The sequence below is a fragment of the Snodgrassella gandavensis genome (genome assembly GCF_914768025.1).
Lineage (GTDB): Bacteria > Pseudomonadota > Gammaproteobacteria > Burkholderiales > Neisseriaceae > Snodgrassella > Snodgrassella gandavensis.
This window is the reverse complement of sequence record NZ_CAJZCE010000007.1, coordinates 85,746-105,477: the sequence shown is the minus strand read 5'-3', so window position 1 is coordinate 105,477 and position 19,732 is coordinate 85,746. Positions and strand designations below refer to the sequence as shown.

General features: G+C 50.8%; 15 protein-coding genes. 2 read left to right on the top strand and 13 right to left on the bottom strand.

Going from position 1 to position 19,732, the window contains the following annotated elements; translation table 11 throughout:
- Positions 1–165: 165 nt before the first annotated feature.
- The 7 genes from MJ764_RS06840 to MJ764_RS06810 form a co-directional block, all read right to left on the bottom strand.
- Entirely contained in the window at positions 166–933 is a 768-nt protein-coding gene (locus MJ764_RS06840; RefSeq protein WP_174828134.1) for an SDR family NAD(P)-dependent oxidoreductase, read from the bottom strand.
- Positions 934–955: 22 nt separating this feature from the next.
- Positions 956–2,110, bottom strand: a complete 1,155-nt coding sequence (locus tag MJ764_RS06835; protein WP_239325816.1) for an isochorismate synthase — start codon at positions 2,108–2,110, stop codon at positions 956–958.
- A gap of 164 nt (positions 2,111–2,274) precedes the next feature.
- Positions 2,275–3,063: a 4'-phosphopantetheinyl transferase family protein gene (locus MJ764_RS06830; protein WP_239325814.1), complete on the bottom strand. Its 789-nt coding sequence runs from the start codon at positions 3,061–3,063 to the stop codon at positions 2,275–2,277.
- Positions 3,064–3,089: 26 nt separating this feature from the next.
- Positions 3,090–4,673: an ATP-binding cassette domain-containing protein gene (locus tag MJ764_RS06825; protein WP_239325812.1), complete on the bottom strand. Its 1,584-nt coding sequence runs from the start codon at positions 4,671–4,673 to the stop codon at positions 3,090–3,092.
- Positions 4,670–6,271, bottom strand: a complete 1,602-nt coding sequence (locus tag MJ764_RS06820) for an ATP-binding cassette domain-containing protein (RefSeq protein ID WP_239325810.1) — start codon at positions 6,269–6,271, stop codon at positions 4,670–4,672. Before MJ764_RS06820 ends, MJ764_RS06825 begins: the two co-directional genes overlap by 4 nt.
- A 51-nt stretch (positions 6,272–6,322) precedes the next feature.
- Positions 6,323–7,198 (bottom strand): isochorismatase family protein, encoded by an 876-nt coding sequence (locus MJ764_RS06815; RefSeq protein WP_239325808.1) that lies wholly within the window; start codon positions 7,196–7,198, stop codon positions 6,323–6,325.
- Between the two features lie 36 nt (positions 7,199–7,234).
- Positions 7,235–8,848: a (2,3-dihydroxybenzoyl)adenylate synthase gene (locus tag MJ764_RS06810; protein WP_239325806.1), complete on the bottom strand. Its 1,614-nt coding sequence runs from the start codon at positions 8,846–8,848 to the stop codon at positions 7,235–7,237.
- Between the two features lie 213 nt (positions 8,849–9,061).
- Here MJ764_RS06810 and MJ764_RS06805 point away from each other — a divergent pair, with 213 nt between their 5' ends.
- Both MJ764_RS06805 and basC read left to right on the top strand, forming a co-directional pair.
- Complete coding sequence (locus tag MJ764_RS06805) at positions 9,062–11,926, top strand: condensation domain-containing protein (protein WP_239325804.1); 2,865 nt, start codon at positions 9,062–9,064, stop codon at positions 11,924–11,926.
- A 62-nt stretch (positions 11,927–11,988) separates the two neighbouring features.
- The gene (gene basC / locus MJ764_RS06800) at positions 11,989–13,305 is read left to right on the top strand and encodes a putative histamine N-monooxygenase (protein WP_239325802.1); all 1,317 of its coding nucleotides are present in this window, start codon (positions 11,989–11,991) and stop codon (positions 13,303–13,305) included.
- A 56-nt stretch (positions 13,306–13,361) separates the two neighbouring features.
- On the opposite strand, the gene MJ764_RS06795 is transcribed toward basC, so the two are convergent.
- The 6 genes from MJ764_RS06795 to MJ764_RS11465 form a co-directional block, all read right to left on the bottom strand.
- On the bottom strand, positions 13,362–15,626 hold the full coding sequence (locus MJ764_RS06795; RefSeq protein ID WP_275415276.1) for a TonB-dependent receptor: 2,265 nt from the start codon (positions 15,624–15,626) through the stop codon (positions 13,362–13,364).
- A 106-nt stretch (positions 15,627–15,732) separates the two neighbouring features.
- The gene (locus MJ764_RS06790) at positions 15,733–16,722 is read right to left on the bottom strand and encodes a siderophore ABC transporter substrate-binding protein (protein ID WP_275415275.1); all 990 of its coding nucleotides are present in this window, start codon (positions 16,720–16,722) and stop codon (positions 15,733–15,735) included.
- Positions 16,719–17,495, bottom strand: a complete 777-nt coding sequence (locus MJ764_RS06785; RefSeq protein ID WP_239325800.1) for an iron ABC transporter ATP-binding protein — start codon at positions 17,493–17,495, stop codon at positions 16,719–16,721. The genes MJ764_RS06790 and MJ764_RS06785 overlap by 4 nt, the downstream gene beginning before the upstream one ends.
- Positions 17,492–18,436 (bottom strand): iron chelate uptake ABC transporter family permease subunit, encoded by a 945-nt coding sequence (locus tag MJ764_RS06780; protein WP_239325798.1) that lies wholly within the window; start codon positions 18,434–18,436, stop codon positions 17,492–17,494. Before MJ764_RS06780 ends, MJ764_RS06785 begins: the two co-directional genes overlap by 4 nt.
- Positions 18,436–19,377 (bottom strand): ABC transporter permease, encoded by a 942-nt coding sequence (locus MJ764_RS06775; protein ID WP_239325796.1) that lies wholly within the window; start codon positions 19,375–19,377, stop codon positions 18,436–18,438. The genes MJ764_RS06780 and MJ764_RS06775 overlap by 1 nt, the downstream gene beginning before the upstream one ends.
- A complete protein-coding gene (locus MJ764_RS11465) occupies positions 19,377–19,499 on the bottom strand; it encodes a hypothetical protein (protein WP_275415274.1) in 123 nt (40 codons plus the stop codon). The genes MJ764_RS06775 and MJ764_RS11465 overlap by 1 nt, the downstream gene beginning before the upstream one ends.
- Positions 19,500–19,732: the final 233 nt, after the last annotated feature.

The window sequence follows — 19,732 nt, the reverse complement described above, 5'->3', positions numbered from 1 at the left end:
GGATTTCTGTAGAAGTTACTGCGCTTTGCGGTTATGAATCGTGGCTTGAGGCAAGTTCAAATTGTCTGCGCTGTAGATGGTGACGGTTTAGTTTTTCCTTTGAATGAGGGTTGCAGGAAGAAATTGGCTGGGTTTGCTGCTGCGGTGCAGCTTCTAAATTTCTGACTATACTCCCAGTGTGGCGCCGCCATCGACAACGATTTCCTGCATGGTGATTTGTGCGGCCTGTTCGGAGAGCAGGAAGGATACGGTGTTGGCTATGTCTGCGGGCTGTGCCAGTTTTCTGAGGGGGATGCCGAGGCGGTACTGGCTTGGGTCGCCATTGATGATGCTGGCCGGTGGTTTGCTGTCTGGCCACAATTGTTGCTGCATGGCGGTGAGGGTGGAGCCGGGGGAGACGATGTTGACGCGTACATGTGGGGCGACTTCCAGTGCCAGATTGCGGCAGAAGTGGCTGAGGGCAGCTTTGGTGGTGGCATACAGGCCTAGCTGGGTGCGGGGCATGCGCGCGCTGTTGGAGCTGACGGTAACAATGCTGCCGTGTTGCTGCTGACAGAAATGGCGGGCTAAATGTTGGCTGATGAAGATGGGTGCCAGTAAGTTGATATTCAGGCTGGTTTGCCATTGTGCTTCGGTGGCGCTGAGCAGTGGGGTGAGTATGAGTATGCCGGCAACGTTAACCAATCCGGTGATGTGATACTGGGCGATAAGGGTATTAAGCAAGATGCGGGTTTCTTCAATGGCGGTGATGTCCTGACTGACACCAAGCCAGTGAGGCTGATACTGGGCTGCTATTGTTTGTTGTACCGGCCAGTTTGCTGGTGCAGGCTGTTTGTCGATGCCGATAACATGATAGTTCTGCTGGAGCAGTTTGATGACTACGGCGGCGCCGATGCCTTGTGCTGCGCCGGTGACGATGATGGCTGGCTGCATTCGGGTATTCTCCTGAGTATGGTTATTGTTGCTGAAATACGTTGAGCATGGTTTGCATTTTGGCTTCGGTTTCGAGCCATTCTGTGGCTGCATCTGAGCCGGCAACGATGCCGGCACCGGCATACAGGCGGATTGTGTTGTGATTCAGGAGGCCATTGCGGATGGTGACTACCCATTCGCCATTACCATTGGCGTCCATCCAGCCATTGAGGCCGCTGTAGTAGTGGCGGTTATAGCCTTCATGGTTGAGGATGAATTGTCTGGCTGTTGTGGTTGGGGTACCGCATACGGCGGGTGTGGGATGCAGGTGTAAGGCCAGATTGAGGGCGTCGGGGGCGTTGTCTTTTAGCTGTCCCTGAAATACGGAAGACAGGTGCAGCATGGTGGAGGTGGTGAGGATTTCGGGTGTTTCTGAGGCGCTGAATTGGCTGCAATAGCTACTGAGCTTGTGCCGAATGTTGTCTATAACAAATTGGTGCTCATGCCGGTCTTTGACAGACTGATACAGCTCGGTTTCGCTGTGGCTGTTTTGTGTGGCGCTACAGGAACGTGGCCGTGAACCGGCCAGTGGATTGCTGCGTACCTGTTGTTGCTGGCGTGACAATAGTAATTCGGGGCTGGCGCCGAAAATATACTGGTTTTCTTCTATTGGAATGAGAAAGTTATAGGCATCGGGATTTTGTTTCACCAGTGTGTTGAATATGTGCTCTGGATTATGCTGCTGGTTGAATTCGTATTCTGTTGCCTGTGACAGGACAATTTTTTGTATTTTGTTGCTGGCCATGGCGTTTAAGGCTAGCTGAACGCTGTGTTCGAATGCCTGACGTTCTACCAGTGCTTTTTTGTGCACGAGGGTGGTGGGTATATGAGACGGGTAGTTATGGGAGATAGCGGGTGTGGTTTTGTCAAAATCGCTGTAAAAATTTAATGTGCCGTTCTGGGTGGTGTCAAATGGGATGGCTGCGATCAGGATGGGGTTGGAATGGCCTTGCGCTTTGATGTTGTTAAAACAGCGGGCAATTTGCTGATTATAGGCGGTGTGGGGGTTGATGGGCATGTGGATTTTGTGGATAAGATGCCGGGCGCTGATGTGGTGATTTTTGCCGGCAAAACAGGCAATCTGATCCTGATGGTGTGAGCGGAGGCGTTGGTGTGCGCTGGATGCTTTGATGGTCATTTTGGTTACCTGTGGGTATGGGCGGGTTATCTGTCAGTAAAAGTGTAGATAAGTCAGGGTATGTGAGTTTGTTTATATTAATGCAAATAATTATCATTATCAATTATTGTGTTGTGAATAAATGTGTTTTGTTTGTGCCGGGAAAAATCTGCTACAGGCCGGATTTAAATATATGCTATGGTGATTATTTCTTGTTGTGTACAGGTAAAGCAAACTTTTGCTGTTTGCGGTTTTTTATGCTGTTTGGATGTTTTAATCTGAAAATACAGATTCTGGCTGCTGCGGGGCTGGTAAATAATGGCACTAAAATCGATAAGTGATTGGTATTTATGAAACCAGGCTTTGATGATGCTTTCTTTGGCGGAAAAAAGCAGTAAAGCCTGTTGTGGCAGGCTGATGTTATGTGCCGTTATGTATTGTAGTTCCTGTGGCTGGAGAAATAGTGCCAGTATGGTTTTGTTGTTGTGGATGATGTGCTGATGCTGTTGCTGTTCGATATCAATACCCAGATAGCTGTGTGCTGGTTGCTTGTTGTGTACGCTGGCGATGGCCAGACATTGCCATTGGTTGCTGCTGTGGCTGATGCTGCCTTGTAGTTGTTGTGGAAAAAGCGGCTGCCCGTGTGCACCTGATTCAAGGGTAAAGTTGCTGTAGCCATGGGGCTGCAAGGCGTATTTTGCGGCCAGTCTGCCAGCCACAAATTCTAGCTGGCGTTTGTGCCTGCTACGTTGAATGGTTTCTGGCAGATGTATGCTGAAATTCTGGCAAAGCTTATGCAGTGCTGAGCTGCTGATAGGCTGCATGCGTATCTGGTGTATGGTGCTGTGGCCGATGTTAAGGGTGTGATGGCTGAATAATGCGGGCTGATGATTGTCTGCTACGGCCGTTTTCGCTCTTCTGGCCGGATAGCCATGCGGATGCAATGACACGTGTTGCTTTGATGTTAATGTCATAAATAACCTTGTTGTCCGCACAGCCGCTAGCTGGATAAGTCTAGAGTTTGGGTAGGTTGCCACGGGGTGGCACTGCGATGGGAGACAAAAATCAGGGTCTGGGATTGTGCAAGGATGGTTTTAATCAGTTGTTGCTCGGTGCTTTCATCCAGTGCTGAGGTGGCTTCATCCAGAATGAGTATGGGCGCGTGTTTAATCAGGGCACGGGCAATGGCTACACGTTGTTGTTCGCCGCCAGACAGGGCAGAGCCCTGCTGGCCAACGCTTTGATGAATGCCTTCGTCTGCGCGGTCGATAATTTGTCCCAGCGCGCATTGGCGGGCGATGGCTTCGATTTCGGCATCGCTGGCATCGAAACGGCCGATACGGATATTGTCTGCCAGTGTGCCGGTGAAAATAATCGGGTTCTGGGCTACGTAAGCCATGTTTGCTGTCAGTGCCTGAGAGGATAGCTGCGGCAGGGAGATGCCGTCCAGACGGATTTCGCCCTGTGCCGGATCATCAAAGCGCATGCACAGTTGCAGCAAGGTGCTTTTGCCACTGCCGCTTGCGCCGGCCACGTGTACGCGGCTACCCACGGGAATATCCAGATTTACTGCTGCTGATTCGGGGTTGTACACCAGACTATGCAGGGACAGATGCGGCTGCTGTGGTGTGCGTGTTGTGGCAGCTTGCGACAATACGGGCGGGTGGGTGAGTTGCTGGAAGTGGCGCAGTGAGCTGATTAAGTCGTTGATGCTTAAACCTGCTGTAGCCAGTGCGCTTAATGGTGCGCCGGCACGCCCCATCAGGAGTAGTGCGGCCAGTATCAGGCGCTCGTTGCTCTGGCCAGACAGGATGCAGTACAGCGCCATGCCGGCCATGGGTAATACATTGGCTATGGTGGCAATCAGGGTGGCCCATGCGGCGCTGCGATTGATTCTGCTTAACAGGTTTTCCTGACGCGTCCAGTTTTGCTGGATGGAATCGAGGGCATGTGCTGGTCCGGCCGCTGTACGCAGCAGGGAAAGGTGCTCTACCAGTTCGAGGGTGGCGGTGGCGCTGTCCAGCTCGGCCTGATGGCGCTGGGCATCGGTTTTGTTTAGCGCATATTGCGCCCATAGCTGTATGGCTAATGACAGGATAATCAGTGTCAGTGCCACCAGCATCATGCCGGTATCAGCCACAAACGCCAGCCCGAGGCAGATAAACAGGGGCAGGCAGGGGGCATGTAAAAAGGTTTGTAGCTGATGCGCCGGAATGCTCATAAAGTTGGGAATTTCCTGTCCGGCGGTTTTGCTGATAACAGCACGGCGCTGGTCGTTAAACCAGGAAAGCTTGGCACTGGACAGGGAATGCCCTAAAGCGGCAAATAAATCACCGGCCAGCCGTACGCCGGTAAGGAAACCGCTGCGGGTAACCATTACGGTGATGATAATGGCGCTGATGGCACTGGTGAGTACCCACAGTGAAGACTGCTGGTGCACTATGGCCAGAGCCAGTATGGTATAGGCACAGGCTTCTACGGCAGCAACCAGTATCCAGCCGATGCTGATGCCAAGCAGGCGTGGTCTGGTGGCGGCAGGTATGGCTTCAAAGAGGGGGCGGTTTGGGGTGCTGGCTGTATTCATGCCGCGCTCCTTAAATTGGGTAATTCCAGTTGCGCATCGGCCTGATTGGCCAGTGCCTGCTGATGGGTGACTACGATGATGGTTTTATGCGCGGTTTTGGCCAGCTCACACAGTGCCTGAAAAATGGCCTGTGCATGCTGGTTGTCAAGGGCGCTGGTTGGTTCATCCAGTAAGATGACTTCGGCTGTGCTGAGAAAGGCACGGGCAATATTGACCCGCTGTTTTTCGCCACCGGAAAGGGCACTGGCTGGTGTGGATAAGTCTATGTTTAGCTGTGCTTTGGCCAGTGCCTGCTGCATGGCCTCGTCGCTGGCTTCAGGTGCTGTAAGCGCCAGATTGCTGCGCACGCTGTTGTTGAGAACATCGTAGCCTTGTGGAATAAGTAGAATCAGTTGCTGACGTGTGTCTTCATGCAGAGCAGCCACTTCGGTTTGGCCTAGCTCAATATCACCAGATGTTAGGGACACCAGTCCGGCAAGGGCATTTAATAAGGTGGTTTTACCGGCGCCACTGGAGCCGGTGATGGCGGTAAGGGCGCCGGTGGGAAAGGTAAAGCTGAGTTGATGCCAAACTGGCCGTTCTTCCTGTAGCAGGCTGGCGTTGTGAATGGTGAGGGTGGGGGGATGTTGAATTTGTCGGATGTGACCGGCAGGCAGTAGAGGCTCTTGTAGAAATTCGGCCAAACGTTTGGCCGCAGCGCGTCCGGCTCTGATGTAGTCGATGCCATGTCCCAGACGTAAAGTTGGTGTGACAATGGCCAGACTGAATAACAGGGTGGCAGCCAGTGTGGTGGTGCCATAGGCATGGCTTACCCAATAGGCAATGGCGAAGGTGGCCACTGCCTGTAACAACGCCACGGCGATAGATGCCGGGGTGGCCACTTTGGCTACCCAGTGCACCATATCGCGGGTAAACCGATCGGTGGCCTGTGTATAAGCAGTGAGCGCACTGGAATGCTGGCCATATATGCGATATACCGGAATGCCACGCACATACTCATCGGCTTTGTTGATGATGTCCAGCATCACCTGCATGCGTGCCGTACCATCACGCCGGGTCATGTACGGCATGATAACGAGATAATACAGGGAGGCAATGAAGCCGGGCAGTAACACCCATAGTGTTGCCAGACCAATAAAATAAATCAGTATGCTGATGGATAACAGGGGGATTACGGTGAAAACGGCTATTTCTGCGGGTAAGTGTGCCAGCATATGATGCAGGCTGCTGATGTCGTCGGTTAGCAGTTGTTTCAGTGTCTGTTCATTCTGTCTGGCCAGTGTATTCATGGGTAGGCGGATTAAATGCTGCGCCACGCTGCGGCGCAATGTGGCTGCAAAGCGGCTTTCTGCCTGATGCGCCAGCCACGCCGACCATGCGGTAAACACAGCGGCCAAAAGCCAGCACAGCAGTGCGTACTCCAGCCAATGCCAGATGCTGTGGCCGATAAATTTAACTATAAACCACAGTGCGGCCAGCATGGCGATGCCAGCAATCACCGCAGCCAGTGTGCCACCTGCCAGTCCGGGTAAGGCCTCACGCCACTGACGCGCAAGATTCGGCTGGGTATTGTGGCCGGAGATGTTTAAATCACTCATGTTTTGTTTCTCTAGAGCTGTTAACCAAGGTTAGGCATCCATTGCTGCTTATCAGGCTACGCTGGCCGTCTGCTGTGCCTCAATCAGGCGCCACCAGTTATTGAGGGACGGTTGCTGCCCTAATGCCTCGAAGCCGATAGTGATGTCACGCTGTTGCAGTTCTGCCGCAAACTGCATGATGCGCAGGGAATCCAGTCCGTACAGAATCAGGTTTTCTTCGGGGTCTATGGGTTCTGCCGGCATTTCCAGTAGGGTCTGGATTTTCTGTGTCAGCCATGAGCGGGTCAGGGCATTTGTTGCTGGCATTAATGCGGCTGTGGTGGTGACTTGTCCGCAGCAGCCGGCAACATAATCTAAAGCGTTCTGGTGCTGCTGTGCAGAAAAATCAGCCAGTGCATCAGCAACGAAAAAAGCCTGTATATCCTGCATAAATGCTTCTGCGGCGGTGACCATACAGCCGATATGCGCATAGACGCCGCCAATAATCAGTTGATCGCGCTGCCAGTTGTGCATGCGTGTGCGTAAATCTGTACGCTGGAAAGCACTATAGCGCCATTTGGTCAGCACGGTGTCTTCTGGCCGGGGTGTCAGTGCCGCAACAATTTTCTGTTCTTCAACCGGCGCGGTCGTGATACCTGAACCCCACATATCATTCAGTAGGGCGCGCTGCTGGGAATTTTGCTGATGCGGCTGCGCGGTATATACCACCGGAATCTGATGCTGTGTCGCCCAGTTGCGCAGTGCCTGCAAATTCTGAATCAGGGTTTGGATTAATGGGCTGTTGGGCTGATAGAAATTCAGAAAATAATTTTGCATGTCATGGATTAACAATACGGCACGTGCGGTATCAGCTTCCCATGCGGTTTTATTTGGTGGTAGCTGTGCTGGTGTGGGCATGGGGTAATCGGTAATTTGTTTGATAGTCATGCTGTTTCTCTTTTTCTCACGGTGATGATGAATATTTCAGGCCGGGCTTTGCTGTAAGGTTTCACGCAGACGTTTTTTATCGGTTTTGCCTACGGCGGTGAGGGGCAAGCTGTCAACGATGCAAACCTGATCAGGCAGTTTGTAATGGGCTATCCCCAGATTGAGCAGATGGCGTTTCAGGCTGAGCGCGGTCAAATGCTGGTTCTGTGACACGATAAAGGCACAGCTTTTTTCGCCAAAGCGTTCATCACTGATGGCTACCAGTGCTGCTTCGGTGACATCGGGATGGGTAATAATCAGTTTTTCAATTTCTTCGGCGGCAATTTTTTCTCCGCCACGGTTAATCTGGTCTTTGATGCGCCCGACTACTTTCAGGTAGCCGCTGCTGTTGCGCTGCACTAAATCACCTGAGTGATAAAAACCTTCTGTATCAAAAGCCTGTGCATTGTATTCCGGGCTTTGATAATAGCCACGGAAAGTATAGGGCCCGCGCGTTTTCAGCATGCCTGTTTCTCCGTCAGGCACATCGTGGCCGTTTTCGTCTACTACCCGTACTTCATCATCCGGGCTGATGGGGCGTCCCTGAGTGGTGATAATCACTTCTTCGCTGTCGTCCAGCCGCGTATAGTTCACCAGTCCTTCTGCCATGCCAAATACCTGCTGCAACTGGCAGCCGAAAACATTTAACACCTGTCGTGCCATGGATTCCGGAAAACTGGCACCGCCTACCTGTATTAGCTGTAATGAGCGGACTTTGGCCAGTTGTTCCGCTGGCTGTTGCATCCACATCGCTACCGCGCTGGGTACGAGTGAGGCCATAGTAAGCTGATGTTGTTCAATCAGGGCAAAGCAGCTTGATGGTTCGGGGTTGGCGGCCATGACCACACAGCCGCCGGCGTGAAATACGCCTAGTGCACCGGGCGAGCTCAGCATATAGTTATGCGGTGCCGGCATGGCGCACAATAAACGCGTGTGTTGATTTAAACCACAGATTTCGGCACTGGCACGTACGCTGTAATCATAATCATTATGGGTGCGTGGAATCAGTTTCGGTGTGCCGGTGCTGCCACCGGAAAGCTGGAAAAAGGCCACTTCATCCGCGCGCGTGGCAGCATAATTGCTGCCCGTGGCAGGGGGGCTGGTGTACCAGTCGCTTAAATTTCTGTCACCGCTGCCAGCATTCAGCATCAGGGTGAGGGAGGGAGCCAGTTGCTGGCTGGTGAGCTGATTGAGAAAATCATTGTGTATGAATACTTCATGGCTGCGTGATGCAATCAGCAGCCGCGGTTTAATCTGGCTGAAAAAGCTGGTTAGTTCATGCTGGCGATGGTTGTACAAGGCATTCAGCGGCACGATACCTGCTTTCAGCAGGGCAAAAAATACAATATAGAATTCGTCGCTATTCGGTAGCTGTACCAGTGCCGTATCACCTATGCCAAGGCCTTGTGCTGCCAGTTTGGCGGCCAGATTGTCGGAAAACTGATTCAGCGCCTGATAACTGATGTGCCGCTCTCCGCAGATGATGGCGGTTGACTGCGGTAACCGTTTGGCTGTGTCTGTGAGGATTCGGGTTAACGGCAGATCCAGCCAGTAACCTTTTTGACGGTATTGGCGGGCTAAATCTTCTGGCCAGCGTGTATAGGTAATCATCTCTTCAGCCTTTGTCGGCTAAACCGGCTGAATCAGACAAGTAATGTTGACTTATAGACAAAACTGAAGCTGCAACATCATTTTTGTGTCTGTCTGTTCAGTGGCGCTCATTAACGGGTTATCTGTTTTTTCTAAATAATGAAACTGGTAATCATTTTCATTTACATGTATCATCGTCAAAAACCGTAAATTTGTCAACAGAGTAATGAAATAATGGGTGAACTTACTTCAATGCAGTCGGCATGCTGGTTTGGGCGTGCGCATAGTGCAATGCTCGGTGGTGTGGCTGCGCATCTGTATACAGAATTCAATGGCAGGCATATTGATGTAGCCAAGCTCAGGCAGGCAATCGTGTGTCTGTACCGGCGTCATGAACTGTTACGCCTGCAACTGAGTGCGGAGGGTGAAGTAAGTATCAGTAATACCTTGCCGCTGGATGTGCTGGAAATAGATGATTTTCTCCATTTGTCTGAAGCGCAGCAGCAACAGAAACTCGCACAGAAACGCCAGCAATGGACGCATCAGCAGTTGAAACTGGAAGAGGGGCAAACTGTGCGTTTTTCCATCAGTCTTCTGGCTAATCAGGTTTTTCGCTTGCATATTGACGCCGATATGATTGCGGTTGACCCTTCCAGCTTTCGTATCCTGATGGAAGATTTGGCACAGTTTTATGCAGACAGTAACGTGTTTTTGCCACCACCGCCGTCTTTCTATGTCTGGCGCAGCACCATGCAGCAGGATAAGTATGAACAGCAACAGCAGCAACGTGCGCGCCAGTGGTGGCAGGCACGCATAGCAGCGATTGCCCCTGCTCCTGCTCTGCCTTTAAATCATTCCGCCACGGCTGCGGCGCAAAGCACGCGTCTGAATGCCACGCTTAACGCCGGGCAGATGCAGCAGTTGCGCCAGCTTGCCTGTCAGCACCGGCTTACTTTTTCTGCCCTGATGCTGGGGCTGTTTGCCTACAGTCTGGGCAAAGTAACCCATGATGCAGCTTACCGGCTCAACGTGCCGTTTTTCCGGCGTGAACCGCTTCTGCCCGATATTGATAAAACCATCGGTGATTTTGCCGATATGGTGCTGTTAAATATTGATATGGCGGAGGCGCCCAGTCTGCATGCGTTTTGCCAGCGTGTGGCAGCAGAATGGCGGCACTGTCTGGATTATCGGCAGTTCAGTGGTGTGAATGTGATGCGGCATTTGTCACGCCATCATGCTACGCCGCAAATGGCACCGGTTGTTTTTACCGCTGCGCTGGATTTGCCGGAAAAAAATTTATTTTCATCACGGGTGCATAAGTATTTTGGCAGCATGGACTGGTGTATTTCTCAAGGTCCGCAGGTGGCCTTGGATGCACAGTTTGTGCAGTTGAACAATCATTTACTGATCAACTGGGATATCCGTTTGGATGCATTGCCGCAAACATGGGTAAACGGGCTGTTTGAACGCTGTCTTGCCCTGATAAATGCACTTATTGCTCAGCCGGAGCGTTTTACCCAGCCGTTACAGGCATTGAGCCAGCACTTGAATCTCACCGTTCCTGACGATGGAGCCACTCCGCTGAATGCGCTGCAAAAGGCCTATTTATCAGGCCGCAGCACCGCATTTGCTCTGGGTGGTGTGGCCATGCAGGAGTTCCGCGAGTATGCCGGAACACTGGATTTGCCAGTATTCCGGCAGCGACTGGCCGATATGGTGCAGCATCATGCCAGTTTGAGAACCTATATTGATGCCAGACGCTGTGTGCAGTGGGTAAACCCGCAGGCAATCATTAATTTAACTGAAATCAATCTGTGTGGCGAAGAACCCGCACTAGCCGCAGAAAAAATTGCTACTTTGCGGCAGCATTATCAGCAGGCACTGTTTGATTTGCAGGAATCGCCTTGGGACATCACCCTGTTTCAATTAACGCCGCAACAGTTTGTGCTGTTTGCCCGTTTTGATGCGCTGATTCTGGATGGGCGCGCAATTGCGGCGCTGATGTGTGAATTATTCACTACTACACCACTGATAGCAGCATCATCTCAGCCTGAAAGCAGGCAGCAACAGGATGGCCGGTACTATGACTTGGCTGCTGCCTACTGGCAGCAGCGGCTGCAAGCGATTACCTCCATACCGCAACTGCCGTGGAAACAGCCACTGGCCACCCTGATGACTTCCAGCTATAGCCGCCAAAGTGCGGTGCTGCCCAGACATACATTTCAGACATTATGTCGTCTGGGTTCACAGCAGGGACTGTTTAAAAATTCCTTACTGATGGCGCTGATTCTGGCAGTGTTAAATCGCTGGCAGCAGACACCGGTGCTATTGTCTGTGGCTGTGCCGGTGTTACCGCTGTATGAGGGTGAATTATCCAATCAGTCTACTTTTATCGTTGCCACATGGCCATCGACAGCCGCATTTATCGAGCAGGCCAGAAAATTACAGGCCGATACGCTAGAGGGATTACAGCATTTGGCCTTTTCCGGTGTTGAGCTGGCGCGAATGCTGTTTGAACAGCATGGTCAGGCACCGGTTTTACCGGTGGTTATTACCAATGGGCTATCTTGGCCAACCCTGCCGTCAGACAAGCCGGTTCACTATGTGAGCGGCCTTACCCAGACACCGCAGGTAGCAATCGATATCCGTTTTATGCTCGGGAGTGATGGTGCTTTGCTGTTTAACGTTGACTATGCTCAGGCGGCCATCAGTGATGCCATTATCCGCGATTTTTTGGCAGCACTGGTCAATGTATGCCAGCAGGTGGCTGATAGCGGACTGGAAAATATCGATTCAGTGCTGCCACAGGCGCCATCCGCTGCGGCTTTAAATCCTGATACGCACTCTGCTACTGCGGCAGCGTGGCAGCAACAGCAATTAATGCTTATTTACCGCAAGGTGCTGCATATCGAAGCGGCAATGGCTATCACAGCCTCGCAGCCGTTTAGCCAGTTGGGTTTGCGTTCTGCGCACGTAAAAGAAATCACCGGCCAGATTAACCAGATTTTCAGGCTGGCGCTAACCCCGCGCCAGCTGATTGGCTGTCGCAATATAGAGGAAGTGGCGCATCTGCTTCAATCTGTCATGGCTTCGGCATAAAAAATATTACCCGCTGTAAACACTTCAATATTTAACTATTTGAACCTAGGGATGAAATAAACATGGATATGAAACAAACTGATTTGGCCGGTGTTGGGATTGGCCCCTTTAATCTGGGGCTGGCCGCATTATTGTCGAGCCATCCGGAAGTCAATGCAGTGTTTCTGGATAAAGCGCCCACCTTTCACTGGCACGCGGGTTTGTTATTAGCCGGCACCACCCTGCAAGTGCCGTTTCTGGCCGATCTGGTTACCATGGCCAATCCATGCCATCCCCTCAGCTATCTTAATTACCTGCACCAGCATCAACGCCTGTACCAGTTTTGCTACTACGACCGTTTCCTGATACCGCGTCAGGAATATGATGATTATTGTCGCTGGGCTGTCAGCCGGTTGCCATCCTGCCACTTCGATGCCTGCGTCACGGCGGTAAGCTACCACCGCCAGCAGGAAAAATTTATTATTGAAAGTGAATCTGCCGGCGGTGAAAAACAGGTATATTGCAGTCGGGATATTGCGATTGGTGTTGGCACCCAACCCTATCAGCCTGAATGGCTGAAAAATACCAGTTATCCGCTGATTCAGCATTCTGCCCAATTCACCCATATGCAGGAGCAGTTGCAGCAGTGCAGGCAGGTTACCGTAGTCGGCGCAGGGCAGAGTGCTGCTGAATGTGTGCTGACGCTTTACCGTGCCTTGCAGCCGGAGCAAATCAGAGCCGGTGCGTCCATTCGCTGGATTACCCGTTCGGCCGGCTTTCATCCGATGGAATTTTCCAAACTGGGACAGGAGTGTTTTACGCCGGTGTATATGCAATATTTCCAGACGCTGCCGGCGCAGAAACGGCGGGAAATCAGTGCCAGTCAGGGGCAACTGTATAAAGGCATCAGCTTTGCTACCATCGGCGATATTTATGACTTGCTGTACGAACGCACCATCGCCGGCGCCCCTGCCGGCCTGACGCTGTTTTCCAATTGTGATGTGCAGGCGGTAGAGGTACTGCCATCCGGCGTTATTAACATGACCTGTCTGCATACCCAGCTTAATCAGCAACAAACCATTCAAACCGATGCGATTGTTGCTGCTACCGGCTATCACCATCAGTGGCCGGACTGGTTTGAAGCGCTCAAAGGCACGGTGCTGCAAACCGACGACCAGCATGATTATCTGATTAACGAAGACTTTACGGCAGTGCGCTGTGATGGCGGCAGAGGGCGGATTTTTATCCAGAATGCCGAAATCGCCAAGCAGGGCGTCGGTTCACCGGATTTAGGCATGGGCGCCACCAGAAACGGGGTGATTATCAATCAGTTGCTGGGTAAACAGCATTATCAGGTACCGGAATACTCTGCATTTCAGCGGTATGGTTTACCGCAGTAATCCCGCAGCCATTAAAAAAATCGCCAGCAGGCGATTTTTTTAATGGCTGATTACCATCAGAAATCATAGGAACCAGACAGCAGGAAAGTCCGTGGTGCGCCTAAAGACAGATTGGACAGGCGTGGCATGCCCCAATAGCTTTTGTTAGTGACATTCTTAACCTCTGCCCGCAGCGTGAACGGATGGCCGGACACTTTGGCATTATAACGGGCACCAATATCAAATACAGTATGGCCGGGTACAGATAAACTGTTTTCCTGATTCAGGTATTGCTTGGATACGGCCGTGGCATGGGCAGACAGAGTAACCATACCGGCAGGAGCAGCAATATCCCATTCAGCACCCAGCTTGCCCTGAACTTTAGCCACACCGGTAGCGATATTACCCTCATTGCCATGCTTGGCCAGTTTGGTCAGCTCCGGCTTAATGTAGCTGGCACCACCCATCAGGCGTACTGTTTCAAGCGGTGAGGCAATAAAACTCCATTCAATGCCACGATTGCGCTGCTCACCGCCGGAAGTAAACATATTGGTGGCTACATCGGTATAACTGCTGGGTTTTTTAATGCTAAACACACTTAATGATTGCGACAGCGTGCCATAATCCCATTTGATGCCCAGCTCGGTTTGCTTGGTTTTATACGGCGCAAACACGGTGGGGTAATTGGCCGCAGTAATGGGAGCCGAATCGCCTTTGGTTAAGCCCTGAATATAATTGCCATAAAGTGACATATGTTCCGTGGCTTTAAACAAAATCGCCGCACCCGGCGTTAAGGCATGTTTTTTATAAGCAGTTAAAACCGGCTTGCCCATCAGGCTCAGATTATCACTTTTCACTTCCTGATAGCGCAGACCTAAAGTCAGTTGCAGCCTGTCCTGCATCAATGACAGCATATCCGCTATCCCATAGCTTTTAAGTTGCAGCGAGCTTCTAGAAATCGGCGGAACATCAAACGGTACTGATTTACCCCACACCGGATGATACATATTGGTTATCCACGTGGCCGAGGGAATGCTTCTTACCCCATAATCATGCTGATTATGCTTGTAGTAGGTGGTATTGATTACCCATTGATGATTAACCGGGCCCGTATCAAACTGCCCCCGCAAGCCCACATCAGCCGATTTCTTATCCACATCAAACGCCAGTTGCGCCATCACCGTCTGTATGGTGCCTTGGTTGTCCAGCAAATTGGCCGAGGTAGCACCATTGTATTTGTAATTGGTTTTACTGCGTCCGAACGCAGCATAGGCAGTGATGTTGTCGCTAATATCATATTCACCTCGCATCATCGCGCCACGGTCTTTATTACTGACATAAGACCAGTCCGGATTGATTAAAGTTTTCGGGTTGGGCGGGGAGGGCACTTTCATATTTTTACCCAGATTGATACCGCGCACTACACCATCTACCTTATCATTAGCCATGTAAAAATCGGCGGAAACACGTGCCCGGTAGCCGCGCCAGTCCATCCCCACCGAGCCGAGCTGAGTTTTCAGATTTTGCTTTCTTACCGGGCCGGTACCATCCTGATACACCCCGTTAACCCGAATCCCGAATTGCTTGTCCTGCCCGAAGCGGCGGCTGGCATCAATCGCACCGCCCCATTGTGAATCCGACATATAGGTAGGCGTTACCCGCAGCAGTGGTTCATTACCGGCACGCTTGGGCACCAGATTAACCGTACCGGCCACAGAGCCGGCAGGAGGCATCCCATTCAGCAGCGCTGAGGGGCCTTTCAGCACCTCAATGCGCGAAAACATCGCTGGCGCAGTCCTGTAGTAGGGAGCGATACCAAATAAACCATTCATCGACATATCATTGGTACTGGACTGAAAGCCACGGATATAGTAATTCTCACTCCAGCCGCCAATAGCACCATTAGTAAACACCGCAGGGTCAGTAGCGGCAATCACATCAGTTACATTTCTGGCCTGAGTATCCTCGACAAACTTGTCGGTATAACTAATCGTACTAAACGGCGTTTCCATAGCATTTTTATTGCCGAGAAAACCGATGCGGCTGTTTCTGTCCACAAAGCCCCCAGTGTAAGTAGTACCCTGATTGGCTTCTACCACCACCTCAGCCAGCTTGGCCTCACCAGCAGATTGCGCACTTGAGTCTGCTGCTTTCTTAACCGCCGGTCTGGCTTTATCATCCACCGGTCTGGCATACCCTGCCGGTGTATAAACCAGCATAGCGCTGGCCAGACTCAGTAGCAGCACCTTAGGAGCAGAGGCGACAGGATTCAGAGCACTGCCGCCCCGGTTTCTAACCGCGTGCAGGCCATCCAGCTTCTGGTGATGCTTGTGTTTACCCATAGATGTCTCCTTGTTAACCTAATTCATGCAACACATTTAAAAATTTATTGGCAGGATTGAATTCACTGATACTACTTATTGTTATTCTGTTGTGATTAACATGTGATTACTGATAGCCTTTCATCACATCCTGCATCAGCAGGTACATCGAAGTAGGGCTGGCACCAGTGGTGTACCAGGCATCAGCATCCACAAAGACCACCCGGTTATTTTTCCATGCCTTCGTGGCACGCAATAATGGATTGGTCACCTGAGCAGCAGTGATGACTGGCTGATGTTGCATAACCGATGTACGGTCGATAATATAAAGAATGTCCGGGTCGGCACGTTTGATGAATTCACTGGAAATTGGCTGCCCGTGCAAGCTCGTACTGGCATCATTGCTGGCCGGCTTTACCCCCAGATCACTGAAAATAAAACCATAACGCGAATCCACCCCGTAATTACTGAAAGCACCATTGTTATACAGCACCACCAGCGCCTTTTCCGGCCGCTCTTTAGTGATGGCGCGCACCTTGTTCACTTCCGCATCCAGCTCGGCTACCTTGCTGCGTGCCAAATCTTCACGGTTAAAAATTTTCCCCAGCGTCAGCAGGTGATTTTTAATCGTGGCCAGATGCCCGTGCTCACTGTTATTAAAATTGATTTCATAATAAAGCGTGGGCGCTATCTGCGTTAGCTCCTGATAATGGTCTTTCTGAATTGGCGTCATCAGAATCAGGTCGGGCTTCAGCGTATGGATACGCTCCATATTCGGCTGCACAATACCACCCAGATCGGCAATGTCAGCATGATTTTGCTGATATTTATCCAGAAAATGCGGAATAAAATCTTTAGGCATACCAGCAAACGGCACATTCAACTGATCCAGAAAATCCGCTTCATTCATGTCCATTACCGCCACACGCTGCGGCACATCAGTAATTGTAGTAGTACCCAGTTGATGCTGGATAAGCAGCGGTTCTGCGCGCTTTTGCACCACAGGGCTGGCAGTTGCTGCTGCCGATTTTTTATCACAACCAGACACAGTGACCATCGTCACCACCGCCATCAGCCCCAGCAGGCAGGCAGCGCATTGCTTGAATTTCCCGTTCATGTTTCACCTTTCAACGAATGAAAATACTGACAGACATAACCATGCTTATTGTGGCTGATTTCAAAATTCAGCCCATACAGCTCACTCAGGCGCTCTTCAGTAATCACCTCGCGCGTAGCGCCACTGAAACTTACCTGTCCCTGTTTTAAGGCCACAATATAATCTGCATAATTGGCCGTAAAATTAATATCATGTACCACCATAATCACCGTTTTTTGCTGCTCCTCACACAAACGGCGGACAGCCGCCATGATTTGTACTGCATGCTTCATATCCAGATTATTTAAAGGCTCATCCAACAGCAGAATCCGTGTTTCCTGCGCAATAGTCATGGCCAGAAAAGCCATTTGTCGCTGCCCGCCGCTTAACTCATCAAGATACACATCACACAGCGCATTTAAGCCCAGAAAATCCAGCGCCTCATCTATCAGCTGATGGTCTTTAGCGGACAACAAGCCATGCCCGTACGGAAAACGGCCGAAAGACACCAGCTCCCTTACCGTCAGACGCAAGCCGAAACAGGGCGATTGCCGTAGCGTAGCCACCAGACGGGCATAATCAGCAATGCGGATACGGCCAATATCCTGCTTATCCAACAGAATACTGCCCGAAGTAGGCGCCAGTAACCGTGCCAGTATCATCAGCAAAGTGGATTTACCCGCGCCATTGGGGCCAATCAGTGCCGTCACCTGATGCAGTGGCAGTGCCAGATTAATATTATTTAGCACCTGCTTATGGCCATAAATTTTGCAAACATTCTGAATATCAATCATGCCATTCCTCGATGACGGACAATAAGCAGCAGAAAATACATCCCGCAAATCAGATTGATTAAAATACTCACCGTAGTCTTATAATTAAACACATGTTCCACCAGAATCTGCGCCATCAGAAACACCGCAACCGCCACCGCACCGGCAAATAACAGAATCCGTTTATGCTGAAAATGGCCGGCAAAGACATAAGCCATATTGGCAATAAATACCCCCATAAACGCCGTAGGCCCCACCAGACTAGTGGAAACCGCCACCAGCACCGCAATCAAACCAAACCCCCAGCGGACATAGCGCGCATAATCCACCCCCAGCGAAATAGCCTGCTCCTCTCCCAGAGCCATCACATCCAGCGTGGTCAGATACGGATAGCCCACCCAGCCCACCGCCAGCATGGCTATAGCGGCATAGATCAGCGTCTGCGTTTCCGAATGATTAAAAGAAGCATAATTAATGCCCTGAAACACCGAAAATTCCCCCGGGCTGATTTTGAGCTGAATAAACTGAGTAAAAGTCGTGATTACCATCGTCAATACCAGCCCGAATAGCAACAACAGCCACAGATTGTTGCGTGCGCGCGGCAGCAAAAAATGGTGAATCATCCATGAATACAGTAGCATTAAGCCCACCGAAGCAAAGAAATTGCCATTAAGCCCCAGCAAGCCCAGACCACTTTGTCCCAGAAAGAACAACAGCAGCACTTGCCAGAACAGATAAACTGCCTCATAGCCCATCATTGCCGGCGTTAAAATGCGGTTGGTAACCAATGTCTGAAACACCACAGATGACACAGCAATACACATACCGGCCAGCAAAATAGTGGCCAGCCGTAACAGACGTCTGGGCAGCACATATTCCATATCAAAGCCGGAATCAAACAGCATAAAAAACACAGCCAGAGCAAGAATAGCGCTACAAAGCAGCCAGAATCTGCGATTCATTAGCGAAGCCCCCGTAAAATCAGCAGCAGAAAAACAATGCCGCCAACAGCACCGGCAGTCAGGCCAACAGGCACTTCAAAAGGATAAATAATTAAACGGCCGCTAACATCACACAGCAGCAGCAGACACGCCCCGCCCAAAGCCACCAAAGGTAAAGTTTTGGCTAAATGTTCACCATATCTAAGCGCCACCAGATTCGGAATCACCAGCCCGATAAAAGGAATCGAACCCACCGTAATCACCGTTGCTGCCACCGTAACCGATACCAGCATCAACCCCAGCGCCACCGTACTTTTGTAGCTCACCCCCAGACTGGTAGCCACTTCCTGCCCCATGCCCACCACCGTAAAACGCTGCGCAAACACATAACTGAGCACAATCACCGGCACAAGCACATACAGCAATTCATAATGCCCCTGTACCACGCGCGAAAAATCCCCCAGCAGCCAGCCCTGAACATTTTGCAAAAGATTATTTTTATAGGCATAAAATTCAGCACCGGCACTTAACACACAGCCATACATCAAGCCAATCACCGGAATCAGCACGATTTGCTGATAGCGGATTCTGGCAATAATCAGAAGATAAATCAGCCCGGCCACAAAGCAGAACACCAGCGCGGCCAGCATCTTACTTAACACCCCCGCCGATGGCAGCAACACCAGCGACACCAGCACCCCCAGCTTGGCTGCATCCAGCCCGCCGGCAGTTTCCGGCTCCACAAATTTATTGCGCACAATATGTTGCAGAATCACCCCGCCAATAGAAAGCCCCATGCCGGTAAGAATAATCGCCAGCAGGCGCGGCAAGCGGCTGGCTTTTAAAGTAAGCCAGTCAGCATCCGAACCGGCCAGCAAACCCGTCCATGAAATCGGATCAGTGCCCACCAGCAAAGATAATATGCATAAAATAAGAAATGCACATATCATATTGCGATACATCAGCGATACACCTTAGCATTGGCGCAGCAGATTAATGCCAGCAACAGCGAATCCTCAGCCAGAAACAACCGGAGCCAGCAACATAACTTTCGCCCCTGCATTTGCTGATACCTACCTCGCATTGCTTCTCCTTATTAAGAATGTTCTGTATATCCATGCCATATACCCATACCGAATTCATCAGCATGAGCAAAAATATTAAATAAAATTAAGAACAATTATTATTGATGAAAATGATAATCAATTGTATTATACTTTTAAATAAAGTGTAAAGTAACATTAATACAATAAAAATGCTCAGGCGCAGTAGCCGGAAAACAGCCCAAACCCCTCCGATTGTTAATAAAAATTCATC

Coding starts and splice junctions, on each gene's coding strand:
- basC (WP_239325802.1), top strand. CDS start 11,989: ATGGATATGAAACAAACTGATTTGGCCGGTGTTGGGATTGGCCCCTTT.
- MJ764_RS06775 (WP_239325796.1), bottom strand. CDS start 19,377: ATGTATCGCAATATGATATGTGCATTTCTTATTTTATGCATATTATCT.
- MJ764_RS06795 (WP_275415276.1), bottom strand. CDS start 15,626: ATGGGTAAACACAAGCATCACCAGAAGCTGGATGGCCTGCACGCGGTT.
- MJ764_RS06830 (WP_239325814.1), bottom strand. CDS start 3,063: ATGACATTAACATCAAAGCAACACGTGTCATTGCATCCGCATGGCTAT.
- MJ764_RS06840 (WP_174828134.1), bottom strand. CDS start 933: ATGCAGCCAGCCATCATCGTCACCGGCGCAGCACAAGGCATCGGCGCC.
- MJ764_RS06805 (WP_239325804.1), top strand. CDS start 9,062: ATGGGTGAACTTACTTCAATGCAGTCGGCATGCTGGTTTGGGCGTGCG.
- MJ764_RS06810 (WP_239325806.1), bottom strand. CDS start 8,848: ATGATTACCTATACACGCTGGCCAGAAGATTTAGCCCGCCAATACCGT.
- MJ764_RS06790 (WP_275415275.1), bottom strand. CDS start 16,722: ATGAACGGGAAATTCAAGCAATGCGCTGCCTGCCTGCTGGGGCTGATG.
- MJ764_RS06835 (WP_239325816.1), bottom strand. CDS start 2,110: ATGACCATCAAAGCATCCAGCGCACACCAACGCCTCCGCTCACACCAT.
- MJ764_RS06785 (WP_239325800.1), bottom strand. CDS start 17,495: ATGATTGATATTCAGAATGTTTGCAAAATTTATGGCCATAAGCAGGTG.
- MJ764_RS06815 (WP_239325808.1), bottom strand. CDS start 7,198: ATGACTATCAAACAAATTACCGATTACCCCATGCCCACACCAGCACAG.
- MJ764_RS06825 (WP_239325812.1), bottom strand. CDS start 4,673: ATGAATACAGCCAGCACCCCAAACCGCCCCCTCTTTGAAGCCATACCT.
- MJ764_RS11465 (WP_275415274.1), bottom strand. CDS start 19,499: ATGCGAGGTAGGTATCAGCAAATGCAGGGGCGAAAGTTATGTTGCTGG.
- MJ764_RS06780 (WP_239325798.1), bottom strand. CDS start 18,436: ATGAATCGCAGATTCTGGCTGCTTTGTAGCGCTATTCTTGCTCTGGCT.
- MJ764_RS06820 (WP_239325810.1), bottom strand. CDS start 6,271: ATGAGTGATTTAAACATCTCCGGCCACAATACCCAGCCGAATCTTGCG.